Consider the following 13,953-nt stretch of genomic DNA (forward strand, 5'->3'; position numbering starts at 1 on the left):
TGGGCGGCACTTGGCCGGGGCTTGGCCGGGATGGTGTCGGAAAGCATGCTTCCCCCGGATCGGGCCGGTGAGCCTGACAATCCGGGGAGAAATCAAACGTGCCAACCGACGTCCGCCTCGGCCGGATCGGCGCTTGCGCGCTGGTGTGCGGCATCGCCCTTCACGGGCTGCATGACTCCGCCAGCGCGGCCGATCCGGTGACGCAAGAGCGGCTGCTCAACCCGGACCGCGAGCCGGGCAACTGGCTGCACCACCACCGCGACTACGCTTCGCAGCGCTTCACCCCGCTCAACCAGATCAACCGCGATTCCGTCAAGAACCTCCGCGTGGCCTGGACCATGCACCTCGGCGGCACCGAGGGCGGCGGCATCTGGAGCCACGGGGGGCTCGAAGGCACGCCGATCGCCGAGAACGGCTTCCTCTACGTCACCGACGGCTGGGGGTCGGTCTACAAGATCGACACGCGCGGCGGCCGCGGCCGGCTGGTGTGGAAGATGGACCCGAAGACCGACCGCGACTGGGCGGGGGCCGTCGCTTGTTGCGGCGTCAACAACCGCGGCGTCGCGCTCTGGGGCGAGATGGTGGTGTCGCACACCCTCGATGGCCGGCTCCTGGCGACGAACAAGGAGACGGGCGAGGTGGCGTGGCACCGCCAGGTCGCCGACCCCGAGAAGGGCGAGACGATCACCGGGGCGCCGCTGATCGTGAAGGACCTGGTGATCACCGGCGTGGCGGGCGCCGAGTACGGCATCCGCGGCTGGATCGCCGCCACCGACATGAAGACGCAGAAGGAGGTCTGGCGGACCCACACCATCCCGGCCAAGGGGGAGCCCGGCTCCGAGACCTGGAAGGACTCGCACAACGCGGCGGCGACCGGCGGCGGCTCGACCTGGGTGACCGGAAGCTACGAGCCTTCGACGAACACGCTTTACTGGGGCGTCGGCAACCCGGGGCCGGATTGGGACCACGAGTACCGCCCCGGCGACAACCTCTACACCGACAGCACGCTGGCGCTCGACCCCGACACGGGGCGGATCAAGTGGCACTTCCAGCACACGCCGAACGACCCCTACGACTACGACAGCGCGGCCGAAAAGGTGCTGGTGGACCTGCCCGCCGCCGGCGGCCAAGCGGCGCGCCGCTTGGCGCTGACGGCCGACCGCAACGGCTTCGCCTACGCCCTGGACCGGGCGAACGGCGGCTTCGTCTGGGGCACGCAGTTCGTCAAGCGGGTCAACTGGACCTCCGGCCTGAACCCGGAAACCGGCAAGCCGAACGAGTACGACCCCAACAAAGCGGTCCAGCCCTACGTCGCGGCGTCGATCCCGAACCGCCAGAACGCCAAGGCGGTCATCTGCCCCGGCAACATGGGCGGCAAGAACTGGCCGCCGACCGCCTACAACCCGGCGCTGCGGTACTGGTACATCCCGGTGATCGAGAGCTGCAACACGATCACGAACGAGGTTATGAAGCCCGGCGAGTCCTTCAAGCCGCGCGAGTTCTTCACCGGCGGCGGGCCGAGCCAGCACGAGCGCATCACCGGCAGCGTCACCACGATCGACGCCACCACCGGCAAGATCGTGGCCAAGCTGGAGACGCACTTCCCGCAGCTCGGCGGGTTCCTCGCCTCGCGCGACCTGCTGTTCGGGAGCCAGCCCGACGGCGAGGTCTTCGCGCTCGACGCGAAGACGCTGGAGAAGCTCTGGTCCTTCCACACGGGCGGAGGCGTCAACGCGCCCCCGATGACCTTCACCGTGGACGGGAAGCAGTACCTCGCGGTCCTGGTCGGCCTCGGCGGCGCGTGGGACAAGTGGTTCATCGACTCGACGCCCGAGCTGAAGACGGTGCCGCCGAGCTCCACGCTCTACGTCTTCGCCCTGTGACCCGGCCCCGCTCCGGCCGACGGGGGATGGGGCCGCCGGGACGGGCGGTCCCGGATGGGCGGGCGTGATGGAGCGCGACCGGGCGGCTCGGCACCGCAAGAGAACAGCGTACGCCGCCGCCCCGCTGGCGGCCTGCGTCGCAGCCGTCGCGTGCGCGGTCGGCGGCGCCTTCTTGCTGGCCCCGCCGGCGTTCGCCCAGGAAGGCGGTCCCCGCGCCGGGCCGGCGGCGGGGGCGGCGGGGAAGAAGATCTACCAGGAGGCCAACTGCGTGGGCTGCCACCGGTGGCACGGCGGCGGGGGCGGCGGCTACGGCGGCGCGGCCTTGTCGCTGCGCTCCACCGCCTTGACGCGGGAGCAGATCGTCGAGGTGGTGCGGTGCGGGCGGCCCAACACCGGCATGCCCTATTTCGAGCGCGACGCCTACGCGGCGGACGGCTGCTACGGGCTCACCAAGCAGGACCTCGGCGACGCGGTGCCCGGCGCCGGGGTGCGTTTCCTCCGCCCGAGGGAGATCGAGACCGTGGCCGACTACGTGGTGGCCGAGATCAAGGGCAAGGGCGATCCGGACCACGCCGACTGCACGGCCTATTTCGGCGAAGGGTCGCGCGTCTGCCAGCAGTACCAGAGGCCCGGGAGCGGCGAGGCCGGCGGACGACCGCCAGGGGAGCGCTGAGATGCAGGGGCCTTCCTCGCGCCGTTCCTTGGCGGGCGCGGCGCTCGTGGCCGCCTGCGCCTGCCTCGCCGCCGGACCGTCGCCCGCCGAGGAGGCCGCCGAACTGCGCGGGTTCCGCATCGGCATGGCCGTGTCCGACCTCCCGTCCGAGGGGTACACCGGCTTCGCGTGCGGCGCGCGGCCGGAGACCGCGCTCGACGGCTGGGGCGGCTTCCGCGCCTGCCCGCCCGACCCCGCCACCGGGCTGCGCGAGGTCCGGTTCCGCTACGACGACGCGGCGAACCCGCTCGCCCGTTTGCACGACCGGTACGCCGGCACCAAGGTCGGCGGGCAGCCCGTGCTGCTGTCGCTGCTGATCGGTGAAGGGGCGCGGGTCGAAGGGCTGCGCATCCGGACCGACCCCGGGGCGCGGCTATTCGAGCGGAAGCGGGCGATGCTGTTCGGCGAGCAGGTCAAGAACCGCTACGGCGAGGAAGGTTGGACCTGCACGGACGCCGCGCCGGAGGCCGGCGAGGAGCCGGTCGGCGGCGTGTTCATCAAAGAGCACTGCGACAAGACGACGGCCGACCGCCGGTTCTCCCTGGACCGTTGGCTCTATCGCCGCGCGGGCGAAGATTTGCGGCGGTTCTCCGGCGGTACAGCGGTGACGATCCTGCGCCGGGGCGGCTGAGTCTCGGTACCGCGGTTGGGCCGGTGTCGGGCGGCCCACGGGCGTCCCTGCCGCGTCACCCCCAAAGCGCCGCGTTCCTCAGCATCGCCGCGATGCGCTCCGCCGCCTTGTCCAGCAGCTTCTCGCCCTTCTCGGCCGATGCAGGGCGCGCGTCGCCGACCACGCCGGAGGGCGAGATGTCGCGGAAGGAGCGGCGCAGGGCGAGCGTGGGCGGCTGACCTTCCACGCGCGTGGAGGCGGGGCCGTGCGCCTCCTCCAGCCTTTCGCGGCGGACGCTGTCGGGGCGGAGCGCCAGCATCATGCTGGTTTCGGCCTCGCAAGCGTGCATGACGTTGGATTGCCGCTCCAGGACGGGCGCGAAGGCATCGCCGATCAGGTGCCAGTAGGTGCCGGCCGCGACCTTCATCCCGAACTCCGTCGAAACGGAGGTGGCGGCGACGGCGACCGCTTCCGCGTTGCCGCCGTGGCCGTTGAGCAGCATGGCGCGGCGGAAGCCGCAGCGCTGGGCGGAGCGGAGGATGCCGCGGAGGACGGCGGCGAAGGCGTCGTAGTCCAAGGTGACGGTGCCGCCGAAGGCCATGTGGTGCTCGGCGAGGCCGGTCCAAACCGGGGGCGTCACCACCACAGGCGCCCCGCTCTCAGCCATGCGGCGGGCGACGCGCTCGGCTACGGCGGTGGCGAGCACGATGTCCACGCCGGTCGCCAGGTGCGGGCCGTGCTGTTCGAGCGACGCCACCGGGACGATCACCAGCGCGTCCGCTCCGGCGCGGGCGCGCAGTTCCTCCGCGGTGAGGCGCATCCACTCGATCTCGTCCGGCATCGCCCTCCCCTCCCCTTTCAGTCCAGCCCGTCCAGGAACGCCGCCGCCTGTGCGCGCACCTGCGCGAGCTTCTCCGGCCCCAAGCGCCGCATGTTCTCCAGCGCCGGCTCCATGCGCGGATTCGCGGCGAAGCGCGCTTCGTGGCGGGCCAGGAAGTCCCAGTACAGCAGGTTGAAGGGGCAGGCGTCAGGGCCGGTGGCGCGCTTCGGGTCGTAGGGGCAGAGGCGGCAATAGTCGGACATGCGGTTGATGTAGGCGCCGGACGCGGCGTAGGGCTTGGAGCCGGTGATGCCGCCGTCGGCGTGGATGGCGAGGCCGTGGGTGTTGGGCAGTTCGACCCATTCGTAGGCGTCGGCGAAGACGACCATGTACCACTCGTTCACTTGCGCCGGGTCGAGGCCGGCGATGAGGGCGAAGTTGCCCGTCACCATCAGGCGCTGGATGTGGTGGGCGTAGGCGAGGTCGCGCGTTTGCCGGACCACTTGGCGGAGGCAGGCCATGTCGGTTTCGCCGGACCAGTAGAACCACGGGAGCGGCCGGCGGGCGTCGAGCGCGTTCAGCGCCGCATAGCCGGGCATCTTGAGCCAGTAGATCCCGCGCACGTATTCGCGCCAGCCGAGGATCTGGCGGACGAAGCCTTCCACGGCGTTGAGCGGCGCGCTCCCGGCCTTCCACGCCTCCACCGCCGCGTCGCAGCACTCGCGCGGCGACAGGAGGCCGGCGTTGAGGCTGGTGGAGACGAGGCCGTGGAACAGCGTCGGCTCGCCGGCGGCCATCGCGTCCTGGTAGTGGCCGAAGCGCGGGAGGCGGTTGGACACGAAGTCGTCCAGCGCCGCGCGGGCGTCGCGCGCCGTGGCCGGCCAGCCGAAGGCGTCGAGGGTGCCGAAGTGGCCGGGGAAGCGGCGCTCCACCGTTTCCATCGCTTCGCGGGTGATGGCGTCGGGCGGGAAGCGGCGCGGCTCCGGCACGGGGAAGCGGGCGGGCAGGCGGCGGCGGTTCTCGGCGTCGAAGTTCCAGCGGCCGCCGGCCGGGGCGTCGCCCTCCATCAGGATGCCGGTGGCGCGGCGCATCTCGCGGTAGAAGAACTCCAGGCGGAGCTGTTCGGGGGCGTCCGGGCCGCCCTCCCCCATCGCCTCCTGCTCCCGCGCCCAATCGCGGAACCAGTCGGGCGGGCAGAAGAAGCGGTCGTCGTCGCGGATCTCGACGGGGAGGCCGGTCAGCGCTCCCCAGCCCAGCATGTCCTGCAGCACGCGCCATTCGCCGGGGTGGGTGCAGACGATGCGGGCGGGACGGTGGCGCCGGGCGGCGCGCTCCACCTCGCCCGCGAGGGTGCCGGTGTTGCCCCCGTCCTCCAGGCGGACGTGCTCGACGCGCACGCCGCGCGCGGCCAGGGCGCGAGCGAAATGGCGCATGGCGGAGAGGACCAGCGCGATCTTCTGCTTGTGGTGGCGGACGTAGGTGCATTCGGCCTCGACCTCGGCGAGCAGCACGACGTCGGCCGCGGGGTCGAGGTCCGAGAGCGCGGAAAGGCCGCGGGAGCACTGGTCGCCCAGCACCACGCGCATGGCGCCGCCCAAGGTTCAGGCCCGCTCGTAGACCACGGTGCTGCCGTCCTCGGCCACCGTGCGCCAGCCGAGCCAAGTGCCGTCGGCGGCGTACACCCCTTCGCTTTCGGTGTCGCCGGTGGCGGTCCAGCGCACGCCGCCGCCCGGCGCCGGGGCGCGCGACCACTGCACCCGGAGCGGCTTGCCGGTGCTGTTGTCGAACAAGGGCCGATTGAAGTGGCCGGGGTTCCACCAAGTGAGGGGCGCCGCCTCGCCGGGCAGCCGCTGCGCGCCGTCCGGCCCGCGCACCAGGAGCGCGTTCCCCTCGGCCCGCGCCTCCATCTCGGTGACGCGGCCGTTGCGCTCGTGGCGGGACACGGCGAGGCGGAGCCGGTCGTTGGCCCAGGTTTCGGCGAAGCGGTGGGTCAGGCGGAACACGGTGATGCCGGCGAGGCGCACGGCGATCTCCACATCGATGCGCGCGGTCGTCGCGTCGCCGGCGGAGGAGAAGGAAACGCGGTGGTTGCCGATCTGCGACCCGTCGCGCATCACGCGGAAGCGGTACTCGGGGACGGGTTGCGCGGAGGCCGGGCGGGGTAGAGCCGGCAGCAGCAGGAGCGGGAAGGCGCGACGCTGGAGCATGTCAGCCTTTGCTCCGCACGGTGGAGCGGCCGCCATCCACGCCGACCACCTGGCCGGTGATCCAGCCGGCGGCGTCCGACAGGAGGAAGTCGGCCAGCGCCGCCGGGTCGTCGCCTTCGCCGAGGCGCGGCAGCGGGTGCAGCTTGGCGATGGCCTCGGCCATCTGTGGGCTCTTGGTCAGCGGCTCGGCGATGCGGGTGCGGGTGAGGCTCGGGGCCACGCAGTTCACCCGCACCGCGGGCGCGAGTTCCGCCGCGAGCGACAGCGCCAGGCCCTCGACCCCGGCCTTGGCCGCCGCGATGGCCGCGTGGTTGGGGAAGCCCGCGCGCGCGGCGACGGAGGAGAAGAGGACGACGCCGCTCGGGGTGCCCCCTTCCTTGGCGCCCGCCGCCAGGGCCGGCGCGGCGGCCTGAACCGCCATGGCCGCCGCCAGGGTGTTGAGCCGGAAGGCGTCGAGGAAGTCCGCCTCGGTGAGACGGGCCAACGGCTTCAGCGGGATGGAGCCGACGCAGAAGGCCAAGCCCGCCAGCGCCGGGCCGGCCGCGGCCACCGCCGCGCGCAGCGCCGCCGCGTCGGTCGCGTCCGCAGGGTGGAAGGGGGCGCCGCCGAGTTCCGACGCCAGCGCCTCCAGCCGGCCCCTGTCGCGGGCGACCAGGAAGGGCGTTCCGCCGCGGGCGCGGAGGCGCCGGGACAGGGCGGCGCCGATGCCGCCGGTGGCGCCGAAGACGAGTACGTGGCCGGTCATCCGGATTCCTTCGCCAATTTGGGCATCGACAGGGGCGCTTCATGTGGGCGCGCCCGCCCGCGCGGGTAGGCCGGGCGCGGGCCGCCGGTCCGGCGCGGGCCGCGCGGGCTGGGGGGGCAGGACAATGCCGCGCTTCCGTGCCAACATCCAGCCGATGCGCCAGCTCCTGCTGTTGCGGCACGCGAAGTCCTCTTGGGACGACCCGGGCCTGTCCGACCACGCACGCCCGCTCAACGCGCGCGGGCGGCGCGCCGCTTCCGCCATGGCGGGGGCGATGCGCGACCTCGGCCTGCAGCCCGACTTGGTGCTGGTGTCCTCCGCCCGGCGCACGCTGCAGACGCTGGAGGCGCTGACGCCCTTCGAGGACAACGCCCTGGTGGAGCCGATGGACGCGCTCTACCTGGCCTCCGCGTCGCAGCTCATGGACGCGGTGCGCAAGACGCCGGAAACGGTGCGGAGCCTGCTCCTGATCGGGCACAACCCCGGTCTGCACGAGCTGGCCGTCGCGCTGGCGGGGGAAGCGGCGGCCGTTCGCGGCGGCAAAGGCTCCGCCGCCGGTCGCCTCGCGGAAGCCTATCCCACCGGGGCGCTCGCCGAGTTCACGGTGGGCGTCCCCTGGCGCGCGGTGGCGCCGGGCAGCGGCCGCCTGGTCCGCTTCCTGTCGCCGCGCGACCTGAAGGACGAAACGGAGTCGCCACGCTGACCGCGACCTTCGACGCCGCGCAGCCCGTCCCAGCCGGCGACGCCGGCGCCGCGCCGCCCGCGGAAGCGCCGCCCGAGCTGGCGCTCGAGTTCGAGATCGAGCCGGAGTCAGCGGCCGCCCGCGCGTTGCGCCACCCGGCGCTCGCCGCGGCGCGGCAGGGGCGGACCCGCAGCGTCGCGGACGAGGTGATCTGGCTCGACGACGCCATGGGCAGCCTGGCCGCGGACGGCCTCGTGCTCGAGCGGCCGAAGCGCGGCCCGGCCCGGCTGCGGCGGACGGCGCCGGACGGCCGCGCGCCCTGGGTGCCGGGCACGCCGCCGGCGCCGTTCGACGGCAGCGGCGACGGCGAGGACGCGGCGGCGGACCTTTTGGCGGGGCCGGCGGTGCCGTTCGCGGCGTTCAGCTTCCGCCGGAGCGTCCTTTCGCTTTCCACCGCGGCGGGACCGGTGGAAGCGGAGCTGCTGGCGGGGAGGTTGCGCGCGGTCGCAGCCGAGCGGCCGGCGGCGCGGTTGCGCTTGTCCGGCGGGCGGGACGCCGTGCTCGGCGTGGCGGCGCGGCTCGCGGCCGACCTGCCTCTGTTGCCTGGCGGCGCGGCCCTGGCGGAGGCGGGCCGGGCGCTGGCGCGCGGCGGCGCAGGCGAGCCGCCCCGCCCGCGGCACCGCGGGGCGCCCGACCTCGCCGGGGCCGCGACGCTGGAGGAGGCGCTGCTCCGCGCGGTCGGTCACCTGCTCGACGTGATGCTGCACCAAGCGCCCTTGTGCCGGCTGGAGGCGGGGCCGGAGGGGGTCCACCAGCTCCGCGTGGCGCTGCGCAGGCTGCGCTCGGTGCTCAAGACCTTCCGCCCGGCGGCGCGCGGCGCCGCGCTCGGGGCGCTGGACGACGACCTGAAGGCGCTGGCGCGACGGCTCGGCCCGGCGCGGGACTGGGACGTCTTCCTGGGCGGGCTCGCGGCGGAGGCGGCGGCGGCGCTGGGCGAGGACCGCCGCCTTTCCGCCCTGCGCCGCGCCGCGGAAGCCAAGCGAGACACGGCCTATGCCGCCCTGCGGCGGGAGCTGGACGGCCCCGCCTTCCGGCGGCTGGCGCTCGACGGCATCTCGGCCTTGCTGCGCCGGCCGTGGCGCGACGAGCCGGACGCCGCGGACGCGGCGGCGCTGGACGCCCCGTCGGAGGAGTTCGGCGCGGCGCTGCTCGACAAGCGCTGGCGCAAGCTCCGCGACGGCGGCGAGGGCATCGCCGCGCACTCCTTCGAGGCCCTGCACGACCTGCGGCTGGAAGCGAAGCGGATGCGCTACGCGGCCGAGTTGTTCGCCCCGCTCTGGGGCGGCAAGGCCGCGCGCCGCTTCCTCAAGCGGCTGTCGGCCTTGCAGGAAGCGTTGGGGACGGTGAACGACGCGACGGTGGCGCGTGGGCTGTTGTCGGCGCTCGACGGCGGCGCCCCGGCCTGGGCGGCCGGCGCGGTGGAGGGCTTCGCGGCGGCGCGTGTAGGGCCGGCGCGGAAGGAGGCCTTGTCGCGCTGGGACGACGTCGCTGCGGCCAAGACGTTCTGGGACGACGGGGCGTGCGGCGGCGGGTGAGGCCCTCCGGCTGAGCATCGCCGCATCGTGATGCCCGGCACGCCGCGACGGCACGCCGTCCGGTGGACTAGATGAACTTGGGCGGACGCCGCGCCACAGAGCAGCTCTTCTGGGGCCGCGTTGCCAAGTCCGGGCGGGCCTCCAATATTGTTGCACCGCATCATGACGGCGCCCGGGCGAACGGCGCCGCGCCAGCCAGGGGACCGAGAAGGATGAGCAGCACGGCCGACAAGGGCGCCACCAAGCGCAGCGTCACCGTCACGTTGGACGGGAGCAACCGCAGCGCCAGCCTGCCGCTGGTCTCCGGCACGCTGGGGCCGGACGTGTTCGACATCCGCAAGCTCCACGGCGAGCTGGGCGTCTTCACCTTCGACCCCGGCTACGGCGCCACCGCCTCCTGCGAGAGCCGAATCACCTACATCGACGGCGACGAGGGCGTGCTGCTCTACCGCGGCTACCCGATCGAGCAGCTCGCGGAGAAGTCGGACTTCCTGGAGGTCGCGTACCTGCTGCTGAACGGCGATCTGCCGGACGCCAAGCAGTTCGAGGACTTCCACCAGGGCGTGACGCGGCACACGATGCTGCACGAGCAGATCCGCCGCTTCTACGACGGCTTCCGCCGCGACGCGCACCCGATGGCGATCATCTGCGGCGTGGTGGGCGCGCTGTCGGCCTTCTATCACGACAGCCTTGACATCAACGACGCGCGGCAGCGCGAGATCGCCGCCTTCCGCCTGATCGCCAAGGTGCCGACCATCGCCGCCTGGGCCTACAAGTACTCCATCGGCCAGCCGTTCATGTACCCGCGGAACGACCTCGGCTACGCCGAGAACTTCCTGTACATGCTGAACGCGGTGCCGGCCGAGCAGTGGCAGGGCAACCCGATCCTGTCGCGCGCCATGGACCGCATCCTGGTGCTGCACGCCGACCACGAGCAGAACGCGAGCACCAGCACGGTGCGCCTCGCCGGCTCCACCGGCGCCAACCCCTACGCCTGCATCGCCGCCGGCATCGCAGCGCTGTGGGGCCCGGCGCACGGCGGCGCCAACGAGGCGGTGCTGAAGATGCTCGCCGAAATCGAGCGCCCGGAGAACATCCCGGCCTTCATCGACGGGGTGAAGGACAAGAGCAGCCACCACAAGCTGATGGGCTTCGGCCACCGCGTGTACAAGAACTTCGACCCGCGGGCGAAGATCATGCAGCAGACCTGCCACGAGGTGCTGCGCGAGTTGGGCATCAAGGACGAGCCGATGCTCGACCTGGCGATGGAGCTGGAGCGGATCGCGCTGTCGGACGACTACTTTATCCAGCGCAAGCTGTACCCGAACGTGGACTTCTATTCGGGCATCATCCTGAAGGCGATGGGCATCCCGACCAGCATGTTCACCGTGCTGTTCGCCGTGGCGCGCACGGTGGGCTGGGTGAGCCAGTGGAAGGAGATGATCGAGGACCCGGCGCAGCGCATCGGCCGCCCGCGGCAGATCTACACGGGCGCGCCGCAGCGCGACTACGTGCCGATTGGCCGGCGTGGCTGAGGCCGCCTGAGGCGGGCGCTGGCCGTTCCCGGTCCGCGTCCCGCCGCGGGATCGAAGCAACGACGACTCAACCCGTCTTGGCATTTTCTTAACAGACAGTCTCAAAACAGATAAAAATCTAGGATTACTTGCCGAATCCCTCTTGTCGCGAAGTCGTGAGTTCTGCATCTTCTACTCATGGTTGAGTGAGGATTTGGAACTCCCGCGATGCAAGAGTCTGTTCGGAAAGCCGGCCGCCACGAGTTGGACAAAGCGGTCCGTGCGCAACTGATGAAGTGGCCGCAACGGCCTCCAGGCGTGGTCGCCAGCAGGAAGCAACCGGGGACTTGGCTGCGCGCGAGGCCCGGCGACCCTTCGGTTTGCGCCCAGCCTTTCTTGAAGTTGCCGGGCTCCAACCGGCTCCGGACGCTGCCGGACGGGCTGTGGATGCACTTCAGCCCTTCGCCGGCGGACCCTTACGTCGACATCACCTGCATCGAGGCGTGCTCCTCCTTCCAGAACCTCCTGGACAAGCGGTCGCGCTTCGCGCCTTCCACCTCCTCCCTGCTCGCCGTCTGCCCGACGCCTTGGCTGCTGGCGCCGGCGCGGCCCGAGGACGCGCTGCCGGTCCCGCGGTGGCGGCTCATCCGCATGCTGCACAACGAGCCGGCGGCGCCGCTCGTGCTTCCGGTGCGCGACGCGCGCGTGCTGTTCGGCCTCAAGCGCCGACACTACGAGGGGTTCGCGCAGAGCCAGATCGCGCAACCGCACGAGTTCTTCTGCCCCATGGAGGCGCTCACCGCCGAGCGCGGGCACGAGGACCCGGAGATGCGGGCGCTGATCGCCCGCGCCAGCGCCGCCGCCAACTTCATGCGGATGCCGTAGCCGGCGCGGGGGGCGCGTGCGGCCGAGGGTTGTGGGTGCGGGGGGCGGTCTGTAGGCTCCGCGCTTCCCGGCCCGACCGCGGGGCCGAGGCAAGGAAGAAGGCCCCGCCAGCGGGACCGGGAGGAGCGATTGCAGCACCAGCACCCCGGGCGCGCCACCGCCCCGCCCGAGCCGCTCCGCGACCCCGCCGCGCTGCGGCGCGTGCTGTCGCCGCGCAGCGTCGCGCTGGTGGGCGTGTCGGCCGAGCCGACCTCCTTCGGCGCCCGCAGCACCACCAACCTGCGCGACTTCGCCGGACAGGTGTGGACGGTGAACCCGAAATACGCGGGGCAGGAGCTGCACGGGCGGCCTTGCTTCGGGAGCATCGCCGACCTGCCTGAGGCGCCCGATTGCGTGCTGCTCGCCTTGCCGCGGACGGGCGTGCTCGCGGGCGTGAGGGCCGCGGCGGAGCGCGGCGCGGGCGGCGTCGTGGTCTACGCGTCCGGCTACGGCGAGACCGGGCTGGCGGACCGGGTGGCGGAGGAGGACGCGCTGCGGGAGGCCGCGCGCTCCTCGTCCTTGCCGCTGGTTGGCGTGAACTGCCTGGGCGTCGTGGACCACACCACGCGCGCCGCCGTCACCTTCATGCCGGAGTACCCGCGCCTGACCGCGCCGGCGGGCGGCGTCGCCGTCACCTCGCAGTCCGGCGCGCTGGGCTACGCGCTGATGCAGGCGGCGGAGCGCGGCTTCTCGCTCTGCCACATGGCGACCGCGGGCAACGCCACCGACCTCGACGTGTGCGACCTGGCCGCGTACCAGCTCTCCATGCCCGAATGCCGCAGCGTGGCGCTGGCCGTGGAGGGCCTGCGGGACGCGCGGCGGCTGTTCCTGCTGGGCGACGCCGCGCGGGAGGCGGGCAAGGCCGTCGTCGTGCTGAAGCTCGGCCGGGGCGAGGCGGGGGCGGCGGCGGCCGTGTCGCACACCGGATCGCTCGCCGGCAGCGCCGCCGCGTGGTCCGCCGCCTTCCGCCGCGCCGGCCTGGCGGAGGTGGAGGACTTCGACGCGCTGCTGGAGACCGCCGGCCTGTTCGCCAAGGCGCCGAAGCCCAAGGCGCGCGGCGTCGCCATCGTCACGCCCTCCGGCGGCGCCGGCATCATGGCGGCGGACCACGCGGAGGCGCTGGGCCTCGACATGCCGCAGCCGGCGCCAGAGACGGAACGGGTGCTGCGCGGCGCCATCCCGGAGTTCGGCGCACCGCGCAACCCGTGCGACCTCACGGCGCAGGTCGCCACCAACCCGGCCATGTTCGACGCCTGCATGGACGCCATGCTGGCCGACCCGCAATACGGCGTGGTGGTGATGCCGGTGGTGTATTCGCACCACGCCACGACGGCCGGGCGCATGGAGTCGATGCGGCCGCACGCGCGCAAGCACGGCAAGCCGGTCTGCATCGCGTGGATGCCGGAGCAGCTCGAAGGACCGGGCGCGGTGGCCGCGGACTCGGCGCCGGAGCTGCCGCTGTTCCGCAGCACGCGGCGGCTGATGAACGCCATCCGCCTTTGGCTGGAGCACGACGCGCAGCAAGCGCCGGCGCCGGACGCGGGCCCGGCTGCGGCGTCGGGCCTTGAGACGGCGGCGGCCTCGTTGCCCGACGGCGGTACGCTGATGGAGGCGGAGGCCAAGGCGCTGTTCGCCCGCGCCGGCCTGCCCGTGGTGGAGGAGCGCCGCGCCGCCACCGCCGAGGCCGCGGCGGAGGCCGCCGCCGCGCTCGGCTTCCCGGTGGTGCTGAAGCTCGACAGCCCGGACATCGCGCACAAGACGGAGGTGGGCGGCGTCAAGCTGAACCTGGCCGACGCGGACGCGGTGCGCGGGGCTTTCGACGCCATCGCCGCCTCCGCGCGCCGACACGCGCCGGGGGCGCGGGTGGACGGCGTGCTGGTGCAGCGGATGGCGCGGAAGGGCGTGGAGCTGATCCTGGGCTGCAAGCGCGACCCGCAATTCGGGCCGATGGTGCTGGTGGGCACCGGCGGGGTGATGGCGGAGCTGTTCCGGGACGTGGCATTGGACCTCGCGCCGGTGACGCCGGAGCGGGCCGAGGCGATGTTGCGGGGCCTGAAGGGCTTCCCGCTGCTCGACGGCTTCCGCGGCGCGGAGAAGGCGGATGTGCGGGCGGTGGCGGCGGCGGTAGCCGCCTTCTCGGCGCTGGTCGCGGCGGCGGGCGAGCGGATCGCCGAGGCGGAGATCAACCCGCTGATCGCGGGGCCTTGGGGCTGCTTGGCGGTGGACGGGCTGGTGAGGTGCGGCCCGGCGTGAGCCGCGTC

General features: G+C 73.2%; 12 protein-coding genes. 8 read left to right on the forward strand and 4 right to left on the reverse strand.

Translation table 11 applies throughout. From position 1 onward, the window contains the following. Positions 1-98 precede the first annotated feature (98 nt). The 3 genes from ABD067_RS04445 (at position 99) to ABD067_RS04455 (ending at position 3,226) form a co-directional block, all read left to right on the forward strand. Positions 99-1,883 carry a PQQ-dependent dehydrogenase, methanol/ethanol family gene (locus ABD067_RS04445; protein ID WP_343893957.1) on the forward strand — a complete coding sequence of 595 codons (1,785 nt, stop codon included), beginning with the start codon at positions 99-101 and terminating at the stop codon, positions 1,881-1,883. A 67-nt stretch (positions 1,884-1,950) separates the two neighbouring features. Further along, positions 1,951-2,556: a c-type cytochrome gene (locus ABD067_RS04450; protein WP_343893958.1), complete on the forward strand. Its 606-nt coding sequence runs from the start codon at positions 1,951-1,953 to the stop codon at positions 2,554-2,556. Between the two features lies 1 nt (position 2,557). Continuing rightward, entirely contained in the window at positions 2,558-3,226 is a 669-nt protein-coding gene (locus ABD067_RS04455; protein WP_343893959.1) for a hypothetical protein, read from the forward strand. A gap of 55 nt (positions 3,227-3,281) precedes the next feature. Here the strand turns inward: ABD067_RS04455 and ABD067_RS04460 are convergent, their stop codons facing one another. From ABD067_RS04460 to ABD067_RS04475, 4 genes are read right to left on the reverse strand one after another with little or no spacing between them, the layout of a single operon-like run. Further along, positions 3,282-4,046, reverse strand: a complete 765-nt coding sequence (locus ABD067_RS04460; RefSeq protein ID WP_343893960.1) for a creatininase family protein — start codon at positions 4,044-4,046, stop codon at positions 3,282-3,284. A 17-nt stretch (positions 4,047-4,063) separates the two neighbouring features. Next, the gene (locus ABD067_RS04465) at positions 4,064-5,611 is read right to left on the reverse strand and encodes a cryptochrome/photolyase family protein (RefSeq protein WP_456305237.1); all 1,548 of its coding nucleotides are present in this window, start codon (positions 5,609-5,611) and stop codon (positions 4,064-4,066) included. A gap of 15 nt (positions 5,612-5,626) precedes the next feature. After that, complete coding sequence (locus ABD067_RS04470; protein ID WP_343893962.1) at positions 5,627-6,232, reverse strand: DUF6134 family protein; 606 nt, start codon at positions 6,230-6,232, stop codon at positions 5,627-5,629. Between the two features lies 1 nt (position 6,233). After that, on the reverse strand, positions 6,234-6,977 hold the full coding sequence (locus ABD067_RS04475) for an SDR family NAD(P)-dependent oxidoreductase (protein WP_343893963.1): 744 nt from the start codon (positions 6,975-6,977) through the stop codon (positions 6,234-6,236). A 124-nt stretch (positions 6,978-7,101) separates the two neighbouring features. On the opposite strand from ABD067_RS04475, the gene ABD067_RS04480 reads away from it, so the two are divergent. The 5 genes from ABD067_RS04480 (at position 7,102) to ABD067_RS04500 (ending at position 13,945) form a co-directional block, all read left to right on the forward strand. Next, positions 7,102-7,680, forward strand: a complete 579-nt coding sequence (locus ABD067_RS04480; RefSeq protein WP_343893964.1) for a SixA phosphatase family protein — start codon at positions 7,102-7,104, stop codon at positions 7,678-7,680. 125 nt (positions 7,681-7,805) lie between these two features. Continuing rightward, positions 7,806-9,254 carry a CYTH and CHAD domain-containing protein gene (locus tag ABD067_RS04485; protein WP_343893965.1) on the forward strand — a complete coding sequence of 483 codons (1,449 nt, stop codon included), beginning with the start codon at positions 7,806-7,808 and terminating at the stop codon, positions 9,252-9,254. A gap of 212 nt (positions 9,255-9,466) precedes the next feature. Beyond that, entirely contained in the window at positions 9,467-10,789 is a 1,323-nt protein-coding gene (gene gltA, locus ABD067_RS04490; protein WP_343893966.1) for a citrate synthase, read from the forward strand. Between the two features lie 375 nt (positions 10,790-11,164). After that, positions 11,165-11,653, forward strand: a complete 489-nt coding sequence (locus ABD067_RS04495) for a hypothetical protein (RefSeq protein ID WP_343893967.1) — start codon at positions 11,165-11,167, stop codon at positions 11,651-11,653. Between the two features lie 129 nt (positions 11,654-11,782). Continuing rightward, complete coding sequence (locus ABD067_RS04500; RefSeq protein ID WP_343893968.1) at positions 11,783-13,945, forward strand: acetate--CoA ligase family protein; 2,163 nt, start codon at positions 11,783-11,785, stop codon at positions 13,943-13,945. The last annotated feature ends 8 nt before the right edge of the window (positions 13,946-13,953 follow it).

The organism is Craurococcus roseus (assembly GCF_039523795.1).
GTDB lineage: Bacteria > Pseudomonadota > Alphaproteobacteria > Acetobacterales > Acetobacteraceae > Craurococcus > Craurococcus roseus.

Bases quoted from the DNA above. Each gene is read 5' to 3' on its own strand.
- ABD067_RS04480 (WP_343893964.1), top strand. From the start codon at position 7,102: ATGCCGCGCTTCCGTGCCAACATCCAGCCGATGCGCCAGCTCCTGCTG.
- ABD067_RS04460 (WP_343893960.1), bottom strand. From the start codon at position 4,046: ATGCCGGACGAGATCGAGTGGATGCGCCTCACCGCGGAGGAACTGCGC.
- ABD067_RS04470 (WP_343893962.1), bottom strand. From the start codon at position 6,232: ATGCTCCAGCGTCGCGCCTTCCCGCTCCTGCTGCTGCCGGCTCTACCC.
- ABD067_RS04450 (WP_343893958.1), top strand. From the start codon at position 1,951: ATGGAGCGCGACCGGGCGGCTCGGCACCGCAAGAGAACAGCGTACGCC.
- ABD067_RS04465 (WP_456305237.1), bottom strand. From the start codon at position 5,611: ATGCGCGTGGTGCTGGGCGACCAGTGCTCCCGCGGCCTTTCCGCGCTC.
- gltA (WP_343893966.1), top strand. From the start codon at position 9,467: ATGAGCAGCACGGCCGACAAGGGCGCCACCAAGCGCAGCGTCACCGTC.
- ABD067_RS04455 (WP_343893959.1), top strand. From the start codon at position 2,558: ATGCAGGGGCCTTCCTCGCGCCGTTCCTTGGCGGGCGCGGCGCTCGTG.
- ABD067_RS04475 (WP_343893963.1), bottom strand. From the start codon at position 6,977: ATGACCGGCCACGTACTCGTCTTCGGCGCCACCGGCGGCATCGGCGCC.